Genomic DNA, 22,890 nt, shown 5'->3' on the forward strand with positions numbered 1-22,890 from the left:
TCGAATTCACTGAAATCTTCTAATTCAGAACTATACAGCATATTATTCAACGTTATATGAATAATCAGGGTTAAAGTTAAAAAGGAACTTTATGAAATAGTAAACATAGAAAAAAAAGAGCTGTTTTATCTATGTGAATATATTAAAGGGGAAATAGGAAGTGGAAAAGGACCAGAATTTACGAATAAGGAATATATTCAAAGAGGAACTTATGAGTGTGAGATAGTAAACATGAATGATTTGAACAACATTAATTTATTACCAAAAAATATTTGCCATAAATGGTTAATAGACTATAAGAATTACATATAGTCTTAATAATTTGATGTGACATCCAGTGGGAGACAGATACTATCTATGTAATAAAAATGAACACTTGATTTATGAGTGTCAGGGGTCAAATGGTTCTATATAATGGAAATATATACAATAAAGGATAAAGGAGAATAACTATGATTAGAGATTTTAAAAAATTTGATATTGATGAAATAGTTAGAATATATACATTAGAATACAAGGCAATGCCAGCAGAAATTGAAAGTTTAAAGTCAGCATCTAAAATTTTAGTATACGATGATAATGGGATTCAAGGGTTTATTCGCTTAGAAATGAGTGGTACCTATTGTTATGTTGAAATGGGAGCTACAACCAATGAACTAATAAAATCTGTAGGTTTAAAACTTTGGGAAGAAGCTAAAAAGTTATTTATTCAGAACTCTATAAAATTTATTGAAGTTTTTCATGTGAAAGATAATTTAAATTGGCAGCAGTTATTTAATGAAATCGGATTTGAATATTGGTATTCAGTAAATCGTCTTGCATATAAGGGAACTAAATTTAGTGAATCTAATATTTCTGTAATAAAGTATGAAGATAAGTATTACGAGGATAAAATTAGGCTTGAAAGTGAAGCGTTCTCAACATTAAGAAGAGAAAATGATATTAAGCCATATAATTGGTATTTAAGTGCAAGCAAAAATGCAATTGAAAATAATAGAAAGGTAACACTTAAAGAAAAAGAATACATCTATCTATTTTTCGAAAACAATGAGATTGTGGGAGCCTCGATGGTTAAAAATGCTGAGATAGATTTATTATTTGTTAATATCAAGTACCAAGGAAAAGGTTACGGAAAAAGGATATTAGAATATACAGTGAACAGAGGGTTAGAACAAAATGCAACAGGTGTCAATTTAAATGCGGTAGCAAGTAATGAGAAAGCATTAACGTTATATAAAAAATTAGGTTTTAAAGTTATACAAGCCCAAGATGTTCGAAGACTAATTATAAAGTGATATATAGAATAATAGTAATTCTAAGTTGTGTATAGATATAAAAATAGGTTCCAATGTTGAAGTTTACAAAATTGTTTTATTGAATATTAAAACTTATGTTAATATCAATAAAATTGTGTTCTCACTGATGAAGGTTTATATTGGGTGAAATAGAAATAAAAAACAATATTATTTAATTAAAAGAAAACAGATATTTCAGATGAATTAAACATAAAACAGGGAAGAATAAGTACACCCAAAAGTACCTGTCCCCAATGGGTGTACCTGTCACCAATAGGTGTAAAAACAAAATGGTCTTTTAACTATATGAAAAATGCGGATTCTTTATATATATTTTCATATACAGTTTTTTAAGTAATTGTCCATTACGGGACATATATCCTTTATTGTGCAGTTTTTATTTCTTAATAACTCATCCCAATATTTCAAGCTACGTGACATAGTCTGGAGACTCCAATTTTCAATTATTTTACTTATATCGGTATCTAATATATTATGAATAGAATAAATTTCGTCAGGAATAAACTCACATGGTTTGATATAGCCTTTTTCACTTATGAACCATCTATATAAACCACTACCACAACTTAAACTTTCGTATTTGTCATCAATATCCATATTTTGTCTATCGTTTGACCATGATTTGACATCAATATATTGTTTGTATTTGTTTGACAAAATTGCAATTTCTGAAGTTAGTTCTTCCATATCATTCACAGATAAGCACCATGAGTCTTTTAAATCAACTCCTCTTCCACCCGGAATAAATATTCCAAATCTTAATGATTTTATTCCATAGTCAACTGCTAGTTTTATAATATCTTCAATATTGTGCATATTATCCTTTTTGACAATACAAGCAGCAGATATATATATTCCAGCTTTTACAACTTCCTTAATACCATTAAGAGTATTGACAAAAGATCCTTTTGTTCTAGTGATTTTATCAAATTTATCCTCATTTTCTGCATATAGAGATACTTGTACACAATTTATACCTTTAAAATATTTGATATTATCTTTATTTATAAGTGCACCTGTCGTAGTAATAGTTGTATTAAAATTATTAATAGAATATTTTAATATATCAAAAAATCTATCATAGAGCATCGGTTCTCCACCTGTTAACTGCAAATTCAAAGTTTTTCCTTTTAAGTAGTCTAGAGTTTTTGTTAATATTTCATAATCTATAGAGTCAGTTCCTTTTATATTACAACTTTTAAAGCAGTGAACACAGTTACAATGACATTTGTTGGTAAGGCTTATTACGAGATCTAAAGGTACTTTTTTGTTTTTCATACCAGTTTTTACAAAGGATTGAGGGTTTGGATAATCGCTAAATAATATATCTTTTGATTTGCTATAAATACACTCCATTATTACGTCTTTTACTCTAACTTTGTCAGATGTACCTATTTCTTTAGCAATTTCGTCAGTAATTTCAGATATGCTTTTTTTACCATCTATTTTTTCTAAAATAAATATATCGATTTCATTTATCATATATCTTTTATTTTGAGCTAATAATATGCCGTGATCATCAAAGTAATGTAGACGACTATTTTGTGTAATATACGGATACATTTTAATTCCTCCATTTTAAATATGATAATATATAAGTTAGAGCCGAAATAGCTCTAACTTATATATATTGAGTACTATACAGCATTAAATCTTGGTTGTGGACTACCTTCATCACACCAAGTAATACCAGTGTTAGGACCACAATAGTCTAATACTTGTAAATCAGCTTTGTAAGTAAAAAATTTCTGTTTACTCATAGTATATCCCCCTTTCACATTAATTGTTTATTAGACATTGGTTAAAAAATAAATAACCAGTGAATAATACTGTGTTAGATACATAATGTCACAAAATACTATAGATATTTACAATGCAACAATAATGTAAAAAAATAAAAATTTAGTAAAATTATATATTAAAATTAAAAAAAGTAAAGATTGTATCTATTATAAAATTATTAAAAAATTGTCAATTTTTTAATAATCAATACCACTTATTTTCAAATAGCTTTATTAAATAATTGACTAGTTTATTATCATATGATATATAAAAACACCATTACCAGAATATCTATATTTCAATTTATAAGGTACAGCAGTATCAATATTTACGATAGAATGAAAAGATTGAATATTTACTAAAATTATTACTATGATAATTAAAGAAAATACTATAATAAACTTAATATATGGATTTCATATATATATATTATATATAGCATCTGATTATATAAAAAATGAAATAATGGAAAAACAAGTTAGCAGAATAAATATATCATAAAATATGTAAAAAATATGTAGAAATTAATAAATATAACAAAATCTTAATATATCATGAATGAATTTGTGAATGGAACCATGTAGGAATCTTTCTCTTTCATTAATTCTACATATAAATGTTTTAAGAAATGAGTCTACTAGATTTAAATAAACTAATATATAAGTTAGAGCTAAGATAGCTCTAACTTATATATTGAGTACTATACAGCATCCCATACTGGCCAGTTATCTTCACACCAAGTAATACCAGTGTTAGGACCACAATAGCTTAATGCTATTGAATTAGATTTGTAATTAAAAAATTTCTGCTTATTCATGGTACATCCCCCTTTCTATTAAATATATCTATTATACATTGGTAAAAAAATGAATAAACCAGTGAATAATACTGAGTTAAATACATTCTTGTCTAAAAAATACCATAAATAATGATTTGCGACCAAAGAATAATGAAAAAATTATAATGCTGGAAAAATTATATAATAAATAACAAAATTAGTCAACGATGCATTGCAGTGGGGACAAACCCCTTTGCATCAATTTAAATTTGTTTTAGCTCTTTACTATATGCAAGGGAATCATACAGGAATTTTTCTCGTCATGGTGGTATGCAAGTTTTTTTGATGTGAGTTCTACAAATGATTAATTTTACTTATACATATTAATATAAAATTAACATGTAATAAAAGGGTTCGTAAGATAAATGTAGAAATATTATATGTGAATTTGAGTTTTATATAGTGGGTAATGTCTATAATGTGAAACTAAAACAGAAAGAAAGTAGTTAAATATTTAATAATTAGAAAAGTTATTGTATATATTTTGAGACATTCGATTGCTACTTATTAGATAATATATAAGAGGTATTTGCGGAACTTAGCTCGCAAAAAGTATAGATGGAAAGGGGTTTATATGAGGAGTAGATTTATAAGAATATGTACTTTGCTTATTTGTATAATATTATTAATAAGTTGTAGAAGTATAGAGAATTCAGGAAACACATTTGAACAACGGTTTGATGAGAATGATAACTACATTGGTTTTAAAGACATAAGTTCAGAATATACACTTGAAGATGCTAAGAAAGATGAATATTATGTTGAATTAGATTCTAAAGTATATGCAAACTATAATTTATGGGAAGAATTTATTGAGCTATCATCATCTGGAGAGAATGCATTTATAAGAATTATTCATTTTTATTCAAACGAAGATTCAAACAGCCCTTATTTTCTAGATTTATATTATAATGATGATTATTACTATTTATTTGATTCATCAGCTGATGAGTTAAAGAAAGAGAAGTTTTTATTTTTGGTAACACTTGAAGGAAAGTATGGTAGCCCTTTAAAAGATACCAGTATTACTATACTAACAAATAATAATATGATGACTTTTGATGAATTTACAAAAGCTATGGTTTCAAGTGATCTCAAAGTATTACAGAGTATTATGCCTTATAGAATGTTAATGTTTGAGTAGTTGAATACTTCTTTTATTTGTAAGATGAAGATAAAAGAAGTATATAATTTTTTAGAAGGACGTTCGTACCCAACATCACCTACGAAGAAGGGTTTCGAAGGTCCGGATCAGAGACGCCGGAAATACAAAAGTTAAGTGACATTGGTCGCAAGAGCCGTCAAGTTTTGAGTCATAAATGGATTATTAGAAGGTTAAAAATCATTGATCAATTTTAAAAGCTCCCATTGGACAGTATGAAATACATTTTTTACATTTGATACATTTATCGTAATCTATTGTTGGAGCTTTATAACCTCTTTGTATGATAGCATCTACAGGGCAAACTTTTACAGAAGGGCAAGGATGATTTTGAGGACATCTAACTTTATCAACTATTATTTTCATACAAATACCTCCGAATTTTGTAGTAAGCTATAGTTATTATATCCTTGTGTATAATAAGTATTCACGTTTAATCATTAATAAAAAAGTAATGATTGATATCAAAAGTTAATCTGAATTTTGGTACTATTCTAAATCAGAAACTTCATTTAACAGAACCAAATCATTAAGAAAGCATGTAGAAATTGAAGAATAAAAGTTAGATTTATTTGAGAAAAATGGATTTATTGTTATAGAATGGGGTGGGACAGAATTTAGTTAAGGTATAAGTTAGTGGATCAAGTAAAATAAATGAAGTATACACTATAAGTATTCTGTATTATTCCTTATACTAATATTATACCATATTTTAGGCAAAAAATATAGACTTACAATTTGTGGAACATTCCTTTATAATAGATTTATACTATTTATAAAGGTGGGATAATATGAATAAGTACGAGGAAAATAGAAATTTTATGAAATCAAAAATATGTGATACTGATTATAAATTGTTTTCTGATATGGCACTCGGAGTTCCACAACCACGATTTCAGAAAACCATTCCTGAAAATGCACTAATTATAAACTTACCTGAAATCAATTCAGAAACAGCACCTAAAGCAGACTTCTTTACATGCACATGTAGTAGAATTAGTAGGAGACTGTATTCTGATAAATCCATGTCACTATTTGAGTTATCGTTTCTTTTATGGTGTACACAAGGGGTTAAAAAGGTAATAGGCGGTTATAGGAGGTATATAAAAGACGGTTCAGGCAGGAACTATTTACGTCCAGTAGCCGTAGCTGGAAATTCATATGAAACATATCTTTCTATAAATAATGTAGAAGGAGTTAAAAATGGAATATGGAGATACTTGCCGTTATCACATCAAATTGTATTTTTAAAGAGTGTAGAAAATTTGCAAGCTAGAATTTCTGATACATTTACAAATCCAAGTCAGAATCAAAGTTATACTTCTAAAGCCGCAGTTGTTTTCTTCTGGGCATGTACTCCCTATAAAGGTGAGTGGGCAGGGAGAGAGACTTCGCATAAGAATATGCTTCTGGAATTAGGTTATATATCTCATCAATTATATTTAGCTACTGAAGTTTTGGGATGTGGATGTTGTGCAATAGGTGGTTATTATCAGGAAAAAGCAGATGAACTTATAGGAGTTGATGGTATAGATGAATTTACTGTTTTATGTTCATCTGTAGGATATGTATTACCTGAAGAAAAAAAATGGGTAGATAGATATCCAGATGTTCGTATAAATCCTGACTTTTACAAATAGTTAGGTCATAATATTCTTAATATCTGAATTAATAGGTTCGCGTATCCTTGCACGAAAAAGACAGGAATATGTTTTGGTTAAGTAAAATGCTTAATATCATAAATAGAAATTTGTAGGAGGTAAGGGATATGAAGTTAATAAGAAATACTCTATTATGGTTATATGTCAATTTATTTATGGTTATCTTGTTAATAGTTAGTTTATTAAGTGCATTAATAAAAGGTAATATGGGAAATTGGATTCAATGGTTATTAATAATTGTGATTACTATTTCTAACATATTGAATATGATATTTGCAGTAAAAAATATTATTAATACATGTCGATTTTATAAAAATAGAGAATACAATTCTTTACGGAAACATATGAAAACTTTAAAATTAGGGATAATTCCATATTTTATTTTAAATTTTATTATATATTTCTTAATATTCATGATTTTCTTTACTGCTTCTCGCGGTATAATAATATTTTCACCAATCCCACTACTTTTTTTGATTCCTATTTTTTTTACATATCTCATCGTGCTATTTACATCATGTTATGGAATAGGTTTTGTATTAATTTTAGGAAGAGAAAAGAAAATAAAACGAGGAATGCAGATTATTCATTTTTTACTACAAATGTGTTTTGTTTTAGATGTAATTGATACAATAATTTTACTCATTAAATATAAAGTTGAAGGAGAAACTTATAAAAATTAATAATATTTTATATAAATATTTAACTAACATAAAGAAAATATTTATGCTGGATAAAACATTTAAAAATATTAGAATGGTCTTCGAAGTTGAGTGAGGTAACGTTAGATAACAAATGAACCTAAGATAGGAGGATAAAAATATGTATGGAGTATTAGCTTATTTTGATAGTGAGACGGAAAAATATTTTAAAAACTTATGGCAACAATTAGTTGATAACAACATTTCATACTATTCAGAAGAAGTAAAAGATAGAAGACCTCATATTACCATTGCTGATTATAATAAGTTAGACGAAAAGAAGTTTATTAAAGATATGGACAAGTTCTATAATTCGAAACCTAAAATCCAAGTTACTTTAAGTGTTTTAGGAACCTTTTTGAACTCAGGAACATTATTTATTGCTCCAACCTTATCTAAAGAATTATTAAATTTTCATAATAGATATCACGAATATTTTGAACAGTATAATGATGAACCAAGTTCGTTTTATCTTCCCGATAAATGGATTCCACATTGCACTATTGCTAACAGATTAAGTCAGAAAAAATTGTTAGATGCATTTAATTATTGTTCGCAAAATATAGGTATTATTAAAGCACAAATAAGTGAATTAACTTTGATAAAAATAAAAAATGAAATTAATAATAGTCATGAAGTTTCTATTGTTTTTTCAAAAATATTTCTATAATTTTAGTATAGAAAGCTTAGAGGTGATTTTTAATGAACTATGAAGATAAGGATTTTTGGCTATTATTAGATAAACTAGTTAAAGAATCTGAGATAATAATAGATAGACCAAAAGGAAGTAGACATCCACGCTACCCTGATTTTATTTATAAAGTTGATTATGGTTACTTAAATGGAACATCTTCACAAGATGGTGATGGTATTGATATTTGGGTAGGCAGTAATACAGAAAAAAAGATTGATGCCATTATATGTATAGTAGATATTGTAAAGAAAGATTCTGAAATTAAAATCTTATTTGGGTGCACTGAAAAGGAAAAAGAAATTGTTTATAAGACCCATAATGAAACTGAGTTTATGAAGGGTATAATGATTAGAAGGTAATTATCTAGGGGCAACGAAGTATGTTCCTATTACAGTCACCTTTCTTGTATCTATATAACTTAAAATTTCTTTATGATAAATAATCATTTTTATTTTTGAGACTATGATGTATTGGTGGAAGCTGTTAGGTAATTAATATAAGTAGTAGTATTTTTATGATTTAATAATAATGATACTCAGTTTGTATATTGTTGTGATTGGTATTAACATCAAAGAAATGTACTAAAATATTTATATATTCAATGTGAGGTTAATGTTTACTATAGATAACGGAGGAGAAAAATAGTGGTGAGAAGTAGAGATATAAGAAAAATAATAATACCATTGATAGCAGGAGCAGCCTTTGCTTTTTTATTTACATATTTAGATATTAAACTATTCGGTGTAATTATTGGTGGTATAGTACTATTTTGTATGACGCTGTACAATGTTAATATAGGGATAGGCGTTGCAATCTTTACATTTCCCTTTATATCAAATACTGAAGCATTAATATTATTGTTGTTTATAGTAGGGGTTTTTGTAATTAATAGAATATTTATAAGTAAGACTAGAATAACAAAAAGTCCTATTGATATTCCAGTCTTGGTGTTTATGGCGATAGCAATTATATCAACATTATTATCATCAAATACTATGGGTAGCATCAGAGATTTATCAATACATTTAGTAGCAATAAGCTTTATGTTTACAATGATTAATTCTATAAATAATAAACAAGAACTGAACATAATAGTAACAGTATTTGTATTTGCAGGTGTATTAGTTTCATTGTATGGATTGTATCAATTCCAAGCAGGTGTACAACTAGATAAAGCTTGGGTGGATACAGTGAATAATCCAGATGTGGTTATAAGGGTATATTCTGTATTTGGCAATCCAAATATCTTGGCAGAATATTTAATAATGATACTGCCTTTTTCTTTAGCGCTATTTTGGTCAAGTAAAAGATTGATAAAAAAGATTATTTTTTTATGCACAACTCTAATACTTATAGTGGCATTAGTATTGACATCTTCTAGAGGGGGTTGGGTAGGATTTGCTTTTGGATTAATAGTATTTATATTATTAGTAGATAAAAGATGGCTTTTAGGAGCTATTCCAATAGGGGTAGTTTCAATATTCATAATGCCTGCTTCAATAATAAATAGAATAATATCAATAGCAAACTTAAATGATTCATCTATCGTGACTAGGTTGAAGATTTATTCAATAACATTAGATATAATTAAAGACAATTGGTTATTAGGAGTAGGATTTGGGTATTTACCGTTTAAAAATACATTTACAATATATATAAGAACTATGAATGTGTTTCATGCACATAACATGTATCTAGAGACAGTTGCAGAAATGGGTATATTTGGGCTGATAGCATTGTTGTTATTAATATTTGTTGTATTCAAGTATGCAATAATATCAATAAGAAAAACAAAAGGGTATCTTTCGGTAATGAGTGCAGGAGCAATTGCAGCTTTTGCAAGCATAATATGTCATGGTTTATTTGATAGCATACTTTATATACCGAAGATAATAATAACATTTTGGATATTGATAAGTTTTATAATAAGCATGAACAGATTATCAAAAAGCGAACAAAGTAATACAAATAAAAATATATAGGTGCAATGGGGATGTCCCTATTGCATTATATAATGCTAGTTATTATGTTATTTTTCAAATTAGTATTAATAGTAGTTATTAATGTTTAAATAAATGAAATGTTTGAACAAAGGTTATAGCTATAAATCTTCCAGGATACAATAAAAACATTAAAAAGATTAACATTCTATTTAGATTATCTGAAAAGCGAAAGGGGTTATTTATTAACCCACCAAACCATCCTATATTAGAATAATCAGGCTTAGGTACAATCATATAACTTATTAAACAGTATATAAATAATATAATAATAAATTTAATAATATTTTCTGCATTAGTTTTATATCTTATTGTTATATGAAATAAAAACCAGATAATTAATATAGATATAATTAATTTTAGTAATAGAATAATAATATTTGTTTCTTTAGGTTTATTACTAAATTTTTCTATTTTCCCAATTCCACCTGGATTAAATTTTTCAAAAAGTATTTCGAATAATCCCATTTTATTACACCTGCCTATTATGTGTTCTTATTAAATATAATTTATTTTGTAGCTTGTGATTTAAGTATATTTAACTATTCTTATAATAAAACTTATAGAAAACATTATTAATACTTTGATATTTCCTGTATAGCTTTAATTTCAAAACTAATGCTTTAATTATATATGGAAATCAATACTATTATAAACTAATATAAACAAATATACAATAAAATAAAAGAGGAATTATCTTTTTCATACCTTTTTTAAACAATATTAGTGCAAAATTAACAAGAAATAAAAGGGTTTGTAAGATAAATATAGAAATACAATTATGTAGATGATGTCTACAGAATATGAGCGACTCCTATAAAAGCTGAAAAAGTCACGAATTCATAACGTTAGTGGAAACCCTAGATTAATGTGTAATAGTATGAAATTACATGCTAAATAGGAATAAGCTGAACAGAAATTTAAAATATTAATGATAAATGAGGTATGAACAATGATAAAAACAATTTATAGGTTTGAGGAAGTAATTGATTTTGCATGGGAATTAAGTCAGAATAATTTACATGCTAGTTATCCAAGAAGAAAATCAGTGAAAGAGATTAAAGAAGATATTGAAAAAGCTATCAATGCAGATAATGAAAATATAGTAGCATGCTATCATCAAAATGAATTATGCGGAGTTTGTATTTATTTTTGGGAAAGTAATGAAAAATATGCACAAACAATAGAATTTTTAATAAGAGAGGATTATGATCACATTGCAGAAGAATTGATTAGTTATATAAGCACGCAATTAGTTGGATATGAACTATTTATAGGTGTACCATATTCAAATAGAAATGCAAATCAATATTTTAAGAAAAAGAAATTGAATGCATTGAAGCTAGTATTGATACCAGATTATATAATTTAGTATCGCATATTAATCAAAAACATGATTGTGTAGAAAAAATAACTGAAAGTAATTTTGCAGAATATGCTATATTTCATGACAAATATGCTATGGAAATGTACTATAATAGCAGAAATTTGCAAAAAGATATAGAGCGTTTTCGAGTATTTGTTTTTAGGCAAGATGAAGTGATTCATGCAAGCATATTTGCTAAGATTAACAAAGACAAAAACATAGCAGAAGTCTTTGGCTTATTCGTTGATGAAGAATATGAAAATAATGGTATTGAAAGTATTTTAATTAATGAAATGTTAATGCAATTATATAATGAATTTGATGCAATAAAGGAAATTATATATTTTATTGATGAAGATTGTACTGATGAATTAAATTCAGCTTTGACTGCGGGTTTTGAGATTAAAGATAAATACAGATGTTATAAATACATACTTTAGTTCGATAAATTTTTTTAGTAGTAATGATTCTTAATTTTCATATTTTAGTAATATTTAGAACTAACATACGAAGATTTAAAAGTTTGATAACGCCACCTTTTTAGGTAGTTATTTGAGGAAGGAGAAAAACAAATGATACAACTTGGTTGCAATTATTCTCAAGAATTAATTGAAATAATAACAAAAGAAAAAGTAGAGGTATCATGGATAAAACTTGCTAATGAAGTTTTATATGATACTCAATTTGAAGCAATTAAATCCATAAGACCAGGACTTTTTCATATAGTACCGTATGTGTTAAGTAATCAATATCATAAAGATTGGAATTTGGAAAGGTTAAATAAAGCTATTAGAGAATGCAAATCTCCTCATGTTGGTGTCCATTTACGTGCTAATAAAAATGATATAAAGGGTGTTATAACTAGGGAAGTATTAAAACAGAAAACGTTAGCTAAAATTAGAGAAGGGAAAAGAGATATTAAAAGTACATATTTAGTCGAGAACATGCCTATTACTTGTTTACCAGAGGATTATAAAACCTTGGCAGATCCAAAATTTATAAAGGAAATATGTGAAGAAGCAGGTATTGGTTTGCTATTAGATGTTTCTCATCTTAAAATAAGTGCATGGTATAGAGGGGAATCTGAAAAGTCTTATCTAAATAAACTTCCATTAAGTTTGGTAAAGGAGATACATATTAATGGTCCAAGATTAATTGAAAATGAGTATTATGATTCTCACTTGGAAATGAGAGAAGAAGATTATACCTTTTTAGAAGAGGTACTATCATTAACACAACCAAGTATTGTAACACTAGAATATGGTGGACCAAGGAATGATAATATAGAGACTGATATCAATCTACTTCAGACGCAGTTAGAGAAGCTTTCAAGCATTATAAAGAAATAGGGTATCATCATTAAGCTGTAGTCTAATGACCTAAACATCTAGGCAAGGTTGAACGTATGTCCATAGGGCTCGGATAGGCAATGTGTTCTTATAAATAAAAGAAAAACATCATTGCTATTTTTAGCACAATGCCTAGTATAAAAATGAATTATAGAGAAGAAAGCTTTCTATTTATCCATATTATATAAAGTTTGATCATTTATTCAGATTTATTAAATGAGTTTAGGATTATTTTATAAAAAGGTTTATAACATTTGATATTTTACAGAAGTAGACTGATAGGAAAATTTATTGATTTTGTGTGTTACAAAAAAAGGGGGATATACATGAATAAAATCTCTTATTTAATTTTATTGGGTATGATTGTGATGGGTTTAGCTTTTACTGGCTGTGTATCCCAGGAATCTTTAGAAAAAGAAATTATTAGTAGTTTGGAAAATAGGGATTTTGATTTATTAGAAAAAGATTATAACATATATCTAGAAAAATACTCTGACAAATTACCAGAGTTAAAAGAATCCATGAGACCTAAGATTATTTTAGCAATAGAAAAATATGCAGAAGATAAAGATACTGATAAGTTAAAAATTTACATAGAAAAACTAGAAAAATTAGATAAAGATTATATTAAAACATTAATTCAACCAATTATACAAAAATATTTATCAAAAGAAAATTATCAAAATTCTAAATCAATAATATCGACTATTTCAGAGTGTGAATACGATATGGTTAGAGAAGAAATAATGAGTATATTTAATGATTATAAAGATAAAAAAGAATATAAAGAGGCTAAATTATTTATTAATGAATTATTAGGTATGCAACCAAATGTAATTGATAAAAAAATAGTAGAGACTATTAATGCTAAACCAAATGTTCCTATTTTTGAATTTAAATCTGGACAATATTATAAAGAACGCTTTGTAAAAATTGGATCTAGTAACAAAGTATATTACACAAGTGCTAATAGTGAGCTAAGTAATGGGTGGAAGATATACGAAGGTTATATTAGGTTGTATCCGGGTGAAAATGAAATCGAAGCTAAAGCAATAAATGAATGGGGTAATGTAAGCGATATAGTGAAAACTAGCATAAAAATATATTCATCACAAGAATATTCGCCTAAGTATGCAAAAAAATTCAATTATGTACACATGGCATTTTATAAAAAATTAAAAAATACTTTTGATAAAAATAAGTTTACATTAAAAAGTAAAACTGGAGATGTAATAAAAATAGATAAAATTTCAAAAGGTGTTGATGGTAATAAAAATACAATATTAATCATACCACAAACTAAACTTAATAAAGGAGCATACATTATGAAAATTGACAAGGATACTATAAAATTTACTGATGGAGATGTGTACAATAAAGAGATAATTTTTCAATTAATAGTAAAGTAATGAGTAATAGTATTTGATAGTATACTAAGGAAGTTTCAAATGAATGAAGTCTATGAGAATTCATCATTTAGAGACTTCCTTTTTGTCTTAATATACTAAGCAAAGATTTTATTGACATTAAGAATATAAAAAATTAATTATAAGAGTATACGAAAATGAAGAGTTATAATTGAAGAAAGCATTACATAACACGTCTAAATCCTGTGTTATCTATGATTAAAATAAAGATGAAGAAACACAGACTTGATAAAAAAGTAATATAGGCATATATTATTATGCCTATATTACAAATTATCTTTTATAATTTTTTGTAGAATGCTAGATTTGCAGAATTTTTTCCCTCAAATGAGACTTTATTTTTTAAATTAAATTCATTCTGAGTATACGACTTATAAAAAATTCTACCTGTAGAAATTCGACTGCCTGGAGTGAAATTACTCCATTCATCACTTGTGAATAGGTCCTTTAAAGAGAATACATCACCAGAGCTTTTTGTAGATAATCTCTCTAAAACTTTGTTAACCGTTAGTTTTTGGCCTAGGTAGTTTGGTAGTGCTGACGATAATAAAAAATCAGTTAAAGTTAAATTAGATTCATCAGCAAGCGACTGTAATTTTTTATAATCACTTTCTGAAACTCTTAAAGTAATTTGTGCCATAATATTACCTCCAATAGTTTATATTTTAGTTTGAAACATACTATGCAAACCATACTATGTACAACATAGTATGTAATTACATAATAATATATATTTGGACTTATGTCAAGAGAAATTATTATATTTTTTATTAAATTAAAAATTATCGCGGTTTTGTGTGTTGTATGAAAAGAGGGACATTAAGAAAAAATTACTTGTTTTCTCATTCTGTTTGGTATGATTTATCTGGGTTAGAGTTATAACATTTAGTTATATCGAATTATACAATAAAGAGATGAGTTTTTAATTTTTAGTAAAGCAATGAGGAATAGTAATTTGTAAGCCCATTAAGGAAGTTTTCAACGATTTTCTTTTTGAGACTTTTTTTGTGTAAATTTTCGTATCTAATAATTTTCTTTCATATTTAGAAAAGATTTTATTGACATCAAAGATATAAAAGATTATATTATAACTGAACAGTGTAAAATAATTGAACAGTGTATAATTTAAAATTATAGTTATTATATTATAAAAGTTGTATTAGTATAAGGAGAATTTTATATGAGTAAAGAAAGACAAATTAAAAAAGAGATGAAATAATAGAATTAATATTAGATACTGCTAGAGGAATTGTTGCTGAAGAAGGAATAGAAAAGCTATCTAAATGAAAAATTCAATATATAGAGGGAGGAATAGTATGATATCAAGTAGTAAAAAAGTAATTGTAATTTATAAAACCAAATATGGAAGCTCTAAACAATATGCAGAGTGGATAGCAGAAGAAGTTAATGCTGATTTGTATAAATGTTCCGATGTTAGTATAGAAGATTTACAAAAATATAAAACTATTGTGTACGGTGGTTCTTTATATGCTTGTGGTATACTAGGAGTTAAATTACTAACAAATAATTTTGAAATGCTAAAAGATAAAAAAATAATAGTCTTTTCAGTTGGAGCAGCTGCTCCTAAAGAAAAAGCATATAATGATGTTAAAAATAACAATTTTACAGCTGATATGTTAAATAATATGAACTTTTTTATGTTAAGAGGAGGGTTTAATTATCAGAAGTTAAATCTAGTGGATAAATTCTTAATGAATTTGATGAAACTTAAAATTAAAAGTAAAAAAGAAGAAGAAATAGATGAAGAAAGCAGAGAGCTTCTTAAAAGTTTCGATAATCCAGTAAGCTTTGTTAATAAAAAAGCTCTAACACCGGTAATTGAGTGTATCAAAAATAATTAATTATAAGTTTGGTAATAAGGGTAGCGGGGATTTCTATATTTCACTTACAAAATATAATGTAGAAATACATGAAATAAAAGTTTTATAGAAATAAATATAGTTATGTTATATGAGTATCCAGATATAGGAATATTATAAGTTAGCTAAATATAAATTATAGCTGGAATAAGAAATAAAAATAAATATTTAATTATTGTATTTGTTATTATTTTAAGAGAAAACATAAACACCTTTTTTATAATAACAACAAGATAAATATATATGAGCCATGAAATTGTAAAATATTTCATGGTTTCTTTTTTAATATAGAACCTAAAAATCATGTTACTAACTTTACAGAAGCATATTTTATCTTGCGACATTCTCCATATTTTTCAGCATTAGAATTTTCAATATCTTTGTACGAGAAACACTATAAATTGAGTGTATTCTGAAAATTTTTTAAACCAAAAGTGCCTGACTAAATGGTATGTTTGGTTTTTTTATGGTTTTTATTGTGTATTTAATGTAGTGTAGACAGACACAAATGTATTTTCATGTTGAATAAATATCTAAGTAATAGATTTATCATAATGTTAAACAGGAGAGATTTTCTTTTTCTATAGTATGTAGGTATTGTATTTATAAGATGAAAGTGTTAATATAATTCTATATTCTATAGAATATAGAATGTGAAAAATTAGATATGATAAGGTGGTGTTCAAATGAAACAAATTTTGATGTCAAAGATAGCAAGAAAAATTTTGAAGGATTGCCTAGATGTGAGTAAAGGAGAGGAATTATTAATTATAACAGAGCCAGAGAAGATGACAATAGCGACTAGTATTGCAACAATTGCATATGAAATGAGTGTTGAACCTGTAATTTCTGTGATGATTCCAAGAGAAAATGATAGTCAAGAGCCTCCTGCTACTATAGCAGAAGCTATGAAGGCAAGTGATGCTTTCATTGCGGTTGTTGGAAAATCAATTACTCATACTTATGCTGTAAAGAATGCAATTACAAATGGATCAAGAGGTATTGTATTGACTCAATTCAGTGAAGATATGATGATTCATGGAGGTATGGAAGCCGATTTCCGAGCACTTGCACCACAATGTAAAGCAATAGCAAAAGAACTTGAAAATAGCGAAATAATTAAGTTGACGACACCATATGGGACAGATTTAACTTTTTCAGCCAAAGGCAGAAGAGGTAATGCGCTATACTGTATGGTTGATAAAGGAGAATTTTCAACAGCACCAACTATTGAAGCTAATGTTTCTCCTCTTGAAAATACAGCAAATGGGAAAATAGTGGTAGATGCAAGTATTCCATACTTAGGGATAGGGTTGCTTGAAGAACTAATTCATATTGATGTTAGAGATGGAAAAATTGTTTCTATTGCTGGTGGAAAGCAGGCGGAAATATTGATAGAGGATTTAAAAGCAAAAGAGGATGAAAATGTTTATAATATTGCTGAATTAGGTGTTGGTTTGAATCCAAAATGTAGCTTTGTTGGATTAATGCTAGAAGATGAAGGTGTTTATGGTACTGTGCACATTGGTATTGGCACTAACATAACATTAGGTGGAGTTGTTAAAGCAAAATGTCATTATGATTTGATTATGACAAAACCGACAATTGTGGCAGATGGAAAGTTATTGCTAAAGGATGGAGAAGTGATGATAGAATAAGTGAACTTTAGCGAGATAGGTTTCTTAAATATTTCATAAAAAAATGTTAGAATATAAATAGGAGGATAATATGAAATTTTTTATTAATAGAGGGAATAGTAATACGAAAGTTTTTTATACATATGAAGACAGCGAGATTCTTGGATTAGACCAACCATCAGAGTCGATAATGACTGCAATTAGTTACTTAAAAGAATCTGGTGAATATGCAGGAAAAATGAGTGATATTGGATATATTGCCAATTATGAAAGTAAAGAGAGATTGATTTTTGTAGGACTTGGTAATAAAGATGAGGTTGATGAAGAAAGAATTAGAAGAGTAACTTCTAATCTAGCTAAGTTTTGTAGAGATAAAAATATTTTGAATTTTGAATTATATTTTACTCAAGTAGATATTATGCTAAAAAAATTTTTAACCGCATTTGTTGAATCTATGAACATGACACTTTACAAATATAATGCTTATAAAGTGGAAAAAGAAGAATATACACTTGAAGATATATATATCAATACTATGCAAGTAGAAGAGTTACAAAGTGAAATAAGAGAGGCAATTGTTTTATCTGATTGTGTTAAAATTACAAGAGATTTGGTCAATGAACCTGCAAATATTCAAACACCTGTTAAGCTAGCTCAGGATTGTAAAAAACTTGGTGATAAATATGGATTTGAAACAACAATTCTAGGAGAAAAAGAGATACAAGAATTAAGGATGCAATCGTTTTATTCAGTTGGGCAAGGTTCTAAAAATGAGTCGCAGTTAATAGTGATGAGATATAATGGAAATAAGGATAGTAAAGATATTATAGGGCTTGTAGGTAAAGGTGTAACATACGACAGTGGAGGACTTAATCTAAAAAGTGGACCTAGAATGATTACAATGAAACATGATATGGCAGGCGCAGGTGCAACTATCGGTGTTATGTGTGCAATTGCAAAGCAAAAACTAAATGTTAATGTGATAGGAGTGGTTGCAGCTTGTGAGAATGTAGTATCTTCAGATTCGTATAAACCAGGAGATATTATTAGTTCAATGTCAGGGAAAACATTTGAAATACACAGTACAGATGCTGAAGGAAGATTGACTATTGTAGACGCGATAACATATGCAATTCGATGTGAGAAAGTGTCTATGATAATTGATATAGCAACTTTGACTGGTGCAAGTAGAAAGCTTTTTGGAAGTTACGCTAGTCCATTTACTAGTAACAGGGATAATTTAAGTGATAAGCTCCATAACATTAGTAAAAAAACTGGTGAGTTAATGTATAGAATACCATTGCTTGAAGATTGTATAAATAATATTAAAGGAACTATTTCTGATTACCAAAATACATCTACTAATAAGACCGCAGGAATGATTAATGCTGCATTGATAATTAGAGAGTTTGTTGAAGGTAAACCGTGGATTCATATAGATGCAGCAGGTACAATGTGGCTAGATGGAGAAATGTATTATCATACGAAAGGTGGAAGTGGATGGGGTGTTCGTACTTTATATCACTTTATTAAAACCTTACAAAATAATGTTTAAATCAATGAGATAAGGGAGAAGTAAAATGCATGATGAAATCAATAAATTAGAATCACTTAAGAGAAAGCCATTAAATGTAATGGTTTATGAAGAATTATTAAAATCGATAATTGATGGGAAGTTAGCTCAAGGGACTAAGTTGAGTGAAGTACATGTTGCAAAACAATTAAATGTAAGTGCAACACCAGTACGTGAAGCATTTAAAAAATTAGCATCTGAAGGATTCATTGAAATCAAACCATATTGTGGGGCGGTTGTTAAGAATATAGACTATGAAGAAATAATGGAAGCTTATGTTGTAAGAGAATCATTGGAAGTGCTTTCAATTAAGCTTGCTATATCAAATATTAGCTCCGAGACACTTAATTATCTTTATAAGTTAATAAATCAATATGCTACAGTAAAAACCATTGAAGAATATGTTAATATAAGTAATGAATTCCATCTACTAATTAGAAAAGCTTCGAATAATAGAATTTTAGAAAATACACTAGAAGATATTGAAAAAATAATTTTGAGAGATAGAAATATTTCAGCGAGTAATATGGAGAGAATAAATGAGATTTATAAAGAACACAAAGCTATATTGGACGCAATAAAAGAAGAAGATATTGAAGAGGCTGAAAAAGCAGTTAGATTCCACATAAAAAGTGGTTTTAATTATATTAAAGATAGAGTGAGTAAAAAATATTAAGTGTAAGAATTTTTATGGAAGAGATAAGTCTAAAAAACTTACCATAAGAGATTTATTATGAAAAAAGAAGTAATGTGCACATTCTCTAAAAAAATAGGTATTTTAGATGAAAGAGTGATGTCAATTCAGAGAACTACTCTAGGGTCAATACACAAATATATAGAGTGGTATTTATATTATAATAAGAAGTATTTTAATTTGTAGTTAAGAGATTTCAAATGTACTTAGAAGTCCCAATAGAATGGAAATTTATAGACTTATAAACATGAATTTGTGGAGGTAAAAATGTCAAGAGGAATTATTATTTTTGGTTCATCAGGTTCTGGAAAAACAACATTAGGAAAAATGGTAGCTGAAAGACTTGGTTTTCCTTATTATGATTTAGATGACTATATATGGAGAAGAGATACGGTCAAGCCATTTACAGTTATGTATACGAGAGAAGAAAAGATTAATCGATTAATGTCAGATATATCCCAAAGTGAGTTTTTTGTTATGGCAGGTTCTATGGATAGTTTTAACACACCTTTTGTTCCATTGTTTGATTTAGCTGTACATATTACTGCATCCGTTGAAGTAAGATTAGCTCGTATAAATAAAAGGGAATATAAAAGATTTGGAAAACGAATTTTAGAAGGTGGAGATTTGTATGAGAATCATCAGAGGTTTCTTAATCTTGCAGCTCGATATGATTCAGATGGTTCACCTTCTATGAAAACACATAAACAATGGGCAAATTTATTGCCGTGTAAAGTGATTCGTATTAACGGAGAAGATAGTTTATCAAATAGTATGGAACTAATTGTTAATGTATATAGGGAGCTTATATACCAGTTTACCCAACCAAATAGTTATTCTATTTATTAACACATCGTGAAGATGCGTAGGAATGTAAGTTGAAAAAAGTTATTATTATGCTAATGAACTTTTCATTATATTTTCTACGTAACAAGAAAAGTTTAATAAAAAAAGATTAACAGCTTTATAGATACATGAAGTTAACATAACAAATAATTTAACAAGAAGTACATAATTAATAAATAAAGTCGACTAACACATTGTTGTTAGTTTTTTATTATTCGAATTTAACTAAATTTAGTGAAAAATAACATGGAATAAAAGGATTTGTAAGAAAAATATTGAAATATATTATTGAATTATAAATTGTTAAGTATTAAAATAATATGAGTTTGCTAGATAATATATAAGAGGTATTCAGCATAACAATGGTTATATAAAGTCCAGCAAAGGTGCTTATACTGCTGAAGTAGATAAAAATGAAATTAATAAATAGCTACAAACTAAAAAAATTATTTTAGGAGGTAATTATGGAAAAAATAGGTGTTATAAGTGATCTACATCTAGGTGGTTTGAACTCACCAAAAACAAGTGATACTATTATTAGCGTTTTGAGTGAAATAGATTACAGCAATTGCTCAAAGTTAGTAATAGTAGGAGATTTTCTTGACAGATGGGCGTTAGATATAGATACGGTACCTAAATCATATGAAGAATTACAAAATAAGGATACTGTATGTAAAGAAGTGATATCAAAGTTAGACGATCTTTCAAAGAAAGGTATAAAAATATTCTTTTTTAACGGAAATCATGATTTTGACTTAATGTCAAAAGATTTGCCAGACTTTATTACTTATTTGGAACCTAAAGAGTCTCATAAAATTACACCAGGAGTACATTTTGAGCATGGAAATTCTGTTGATCTTTTTAATGCTATAGGCGAGAGTGATGATGAAAAGATTAAATTTCCATTGGGTTATTTTAAAACACGATTAAACCATTCATTTAATAGGCTACCGATGCAAAGGGACTTACAAGTAAATCGTGTCAAACAAAATGTAATCTCTAGTTTGGAGAAAATGAATTCAAATGAATATTTAACGCTTGAAGAATTTGACAAACATTTAGATGAGTTTGGTATATTATTTTTAGATGCATTATATGAAGACGTTAAATGTGGTTTTAGATATGATAATATTGACTCAATTGAAATTAAGATGCCAGAAGGTCACAACCCTAAATATTACAATTTTAGTAGTGATATATATCACAATTATAGGGGCTTTGTAAAACGATTTTATTACGATCATTTTTTACCAAATATCGAAGATAGTCATAAAGATTTAGATAATGATAATAAATTATTCTATATTGAAGAATTTATTCATGCAATAGACCCAGTTCGTACAGGTGGTTTTAAATGGTATGCTGAAAGATTAATAAAGAGCCATCGTATACCAAATACTAGTACTTTTATTTTTGGCCATACACATATGTGTCAATTGAATAATTTATGTATTAACGGATGTAATTATGTGTGTTCAAATTCTGGTTGCCTTTGTGATAATACAATAGGACCGAATACAACAATATTATACTATGAAAATGGACGCACAACATTACATAATGTAGATGTTCATTCTAAAGTAGTAAATTGCTCTAACAATGGTTTCAAGGAGCAACCAGTTTTGGCGAGGTGAAGATTAGTAGAGAGTTAATAAATGGAGAGAACTTGCAATTGAGCCAAAAGAAATGATTATTTGAGGAAATAAAATTAATATCTAATAAGATTCAAAAATAACCTATGTGAACAATATAGTCTTAAATTTTCATGTAGATAATTCAAATGTTTAGTATGAAAGATTAAATAACTTGAATATAGGTAAGATTTCTCCTAACTAAAGAGAAAATAAATGGGCTATAGATAACATTGTCAATTAGGTTTTATAGTATTGGTAATGTGTATAAATATAAAGGAGATAAATTATATATGAAGAGATTAAAATTACTATTTTTAGGAGCTTCGCCAT

At 27.3% G+C, this 22,890-nt stretch carries 23 protein-coding genes; 18 read left to right on the plus strand and 5 right to left on the minus strand.

Going from position 1 to position 22,890, the window contains the following annotated elements; genetic code table 11:
* Positions 1-452: 452 nt before the first annotated feature.
* The gene (locus AYC61_RS10290; RefSeq protein ID WP_066501284.1) at positions 453-1,295 is read left to right on the plus strand and encodes a GNAT family N-acetyltransferase; all 843 of its coding nucleotides are present in this window, start codon (positions 453-455) and stop codon (positions 1,293-1,295) included.
* 336 nt (positions 1,296-1,631) lie between these two features.
* On the opposite strand, the gene AYC61_RS10295 is transcribed toward AYC61_RS10290, so the two are convergent.
* Complete coding sequence (locus tag AYC61_RS10295; protein ID WP_066501286.1) at positions 1,632-2,879, minus strand: radical SAM protein; 1,248 nt, start codon at positions 2,877-2,879, stop codon at positions 1,632-1,634.
* Positions 2,880-2,953: 74 nt separating this feature from the next.
* Positions 2,954-3,076, minus strand: coding sequence for a hypothetical protein (locus AYC61_RS22035; protein ID WP_275935236.1), 123 nt, complete (start codon positions 3,074-3,076; stop codon positions 2,954-2,956).
* 1,434 nt (positions 3,077-4,510) lie between these two features.
* Between AYC61_RS22035 and AYC61_RS10300 the strand changes: the two genes are divergently transcribed.
* On the plus strand, positions 4,511-5,080 hold the full coding sequence (locus AYC61_RS10300; RefSeq protein WP_066501290.1) for a hypothetical protein: 570 nt from the start codon (positions 4,511-4,513) through the stop codon (positions 5,078-5,080).
* 198 nt (positions 5,081-5,278) lie between these two features.
* On the opposite strand, the gene AYC61_RS10305 is transcribed toward AYC61_RS10300, so the two are convergent.
* The gene (locus AYC61_RS10305; RefSeq protein ID WP_066501292.1) at positions 5,279-5,464 is read right to left on the minus strand and encodes a DUF362 domain-containing protein; all 186 of its coding nucleotides are present in this window, start codon (positions 5,462-5,464) and stop codon (positions 5,279-5,281) included.
* A 425-nt stretch (positions 5,465-5,889) separates the two neighbouring features.
* Between AYC61_RS10305 and AYC61_RS10310 the strand changes: the two genes are divergently transcribed.
* The 5 genes from AYC61_RS10310 (at position 5,890) to AYC61_RS10330 (ending at position 10,136) form a co-directional block, all read left to right on the plus strand.
* Entirely contained in the window at positions 5,890-6,738 is an 849-nt protein-coding gene (locus AYC61_RS10310) for a SagB/ThcOx family dehydrogenase (protein ID WP_066501293.1), read from the plus strand.
* Between the two features lie 128 nt (positions 6,739-6,866).
* The gene (locus tag AYC61_RS10315; protein WP_066501295.1) at positions 6,867-7,442 is read left to right on the plus strand and encodes a DUF6652 family protein; all 576 of its coding nucleotides are present in this window, start codon (positions 6,867-6,869) and stop codon (positions 7,440-7,442) included.
* Between the two features lie 139 nt (positions 7,443-7,581).
* Entirely contained in the window at positions 7,582-8,130 is a 549-nt protein-coding gene (locus AYC61_RS10320) for a 2'-5' RNA ligase family protein (protein WP_066501297.1), read from the plus strand.
* A 32-nt stretch (positions 8,131-8,162) separates the two neighbouring features.
* Positions 8,163-8,513 (plus strand): inorganic pyrophosphatase, encoded by a 351-nt coding sequence (locus tag AYC61_RS10325; protein WP_066501307.1) that lies wholly within the window; start codon positions 8,163-8,165, stop codon positions 8,511-8,513.
* A gap of 285 nt (positions 8,514-8,798) precedes the next feature.
* Entirely contained in the window at positions 8,799-10,136 is a 1,338-nt protein-coding gene (locus AYC61_RS10330; protein ID WP_202906828.1) for an O-antigen ligase family protein, read from the plus strand.
* A 78-nt stretch (positions 10,137-10,214) separates the two neighbouring features.
* Here AYC61_RS10330 and AYC61_RS10335 read toward each other — a convergent pair whose 3' ends face one another.
* Positions 10,215-10,622 (minus strand): hypothetical protein, encoded by a 408-nt coding sequence (locus AYC61_RS10335; RefSeq protein ID WP_066501316.1) that lies wholly within the window; start codon positions 10,620-10,622, stop codon positions 10,215-10,217.
* A gap of 484 nt (positions 10,623-11,106) precedes the next feature.
* Here AYC61_RS10335 and AYC61_RS10340 point away from each other — a divergent pair, with 484 nt between their 5' ends.
* From AYC61_RS10340 to AYC61_RS10355, 4 genes are all read left to right on the plus strand, one after another.
* Positions 11,107-11,526 carry a hypothetical protein gene (locus tag AYC61_RS10340; RefSeq protein ID WP_066501319.1) on the plus strand — a complete coding sequence of 140 codons (420 nt, stop codon included), beginning with the start codon at positions 11,107-11,109 and terminating at the stop codon, positions 11,524-11,526.
* Positions 11,527-11,615: 89 nt separating this feature from the next.
* A complete protein-coding gene (locus AYC61_RS10345; protein ID WP_156456432.1) occupies positions 11,616-11,960 on the plus strand; it encodes a GNAT family N-acetyltransferase in 345 nt (114 codons plus the stop codon).
* 132 nt (positions 11,961-12,092) lie between these two features.
* Complete coding sequence (locus AYC61_RS10350; RefSeq protein WP_066501327.1) at positions 12,093-12,869, plus strand: multinuclear nonheme iron-dependent oxidase; 777 nt, start codon at positions 12,093-12,095, stop codon at positions 12,867-12,869.
* Positions 12,870-13,195: 326 nt separating this feature from the next.
* Positions 13,196-14,278 (plus strand): hypothetical protein, encoded by a 1,083-nt coding sequence (locus AYC61_RS10355; protein ID WP_066501330.1) that lies wholly within the window; start codon positions 13,196-13,198, stop codon positions 14,276-14,278.
* A 298-nt stretch (positions 14,279-14,576) separates the two neighbouring features.
* Here the strand turns inward: AYC61_RS10355 and AYC61_RS10360 are convergent, their stop codons facing one another.
* Positions 14,577-14,936 carry a DUF1413 domain-containing protein gene (locus tag AYC61_RS10360; RefSeq protein ID WP_066501341.1) on the minus strand — a complete coding sequence of 120 codons (360 nt, stop codon included), beginning with the start codon at positions 14,934-14,936 and terminating at the stop codon, positions 14,577-14,579.
* A gap of 676 nt (positions 14,937-15,612) precedes the next feature.
* On the opposite strand from AYC61_RS10360, the gene AYC61_RS10365 reads away from it, so the two are divergent.
* The 7 genes from AYC61_RS10365 (at position 15,613) to AYC61_RS10390 (ending at position 22,560) form a co-directional block, all read left to right on the plus strand.
* A complete protein-coding gene (locus AYC61_RS10365; RefSeq protein WP_066501345.1) occupies positions 15,613-16,158 on the plus strand; it encodes a flavodoxin domain-containing protein in 546 nt (181 codons plus the stop codon).
* 704 nt (positions 16,159-16,862) lie between these two features.
* Positions 16,863-17,834, plus strand: coding sequence for an aminopeptidase (locus AYC61_RS10370; protein ID WP_066501346.1), 972 nt, complete (start codon positions 16,863-16,865; stop codon positions 17,832-17,834).
* Between the two features lie 70 nt (positions 17,835-17,904).
* Complete coding sequence (locus AYC61_RS10375; protein WP_066501348.1) at positions 17,905-19,368, plus strand: leucyl aminopeptidase; 1,464 nt, start codon at positions 17,905-17,907, stop codon at positions 19,366-19,368.
* Between the two features lie 25 nt (positions 19,369-19,393).
* Positions 19,394-20,062 carry a GntR family transcriptional regulator gene (locus AYC61_RS10380; protein WP_066501352.1) on the plus strand — a complete coding sequence of 223 codons (669 nt, stop codon included), beginning with the start codon at positions 19,394-19,396 and terminating at the stop codon, positions 20,060-20,062.
* Between the two features lie 57 nt (positions 20,063-20,119).
* On the plus strand, positions 20,120-20,266 hold the full coding sequence (locus tag AYC61_RS21265; RefSeq protein ID WP_156456433.1) for a hypothetical protein: 147 nt from the start codon (positions 20,120-20,122) through the stop codon (positions 20,264-20,266).
* An 81-nt stretch (positions 20,267-20,347) separates the two neighbouring features.
* Complete coding sequence (locus AYC61_RS10385; protein WP_066501355.1) at positions 20,348-20,929, plus strand: AAA family ATPase; 582 nt, start codon at positions 20,348-20,350, stop codon at positions 20,927-20,929.
* Positions 20,930-21,390: 461 nt separating this feature from the next.
* Positions 21,391-22,560, plus strand: a complete 1,170-nt coding sequence (locus AYC61_RS10390; RefSeq protein WP_066501357.1) for a metallophosphoesterase — start codon at positions 21,391-21,393, stop codon at positions 22,558-22,560.
* Positions 22,561-22,890: the final 330 nt, after the last annotated feature.

This window comes from Abyssisolibacter fermentans (assembly GCF_001559865.1).
Classification (GTDB): Bacteria; Bacillota; Clostridia; order Tissierellales; family MCWD3; genus Abyssisolibacter; species Abyssisolibacter fermentans.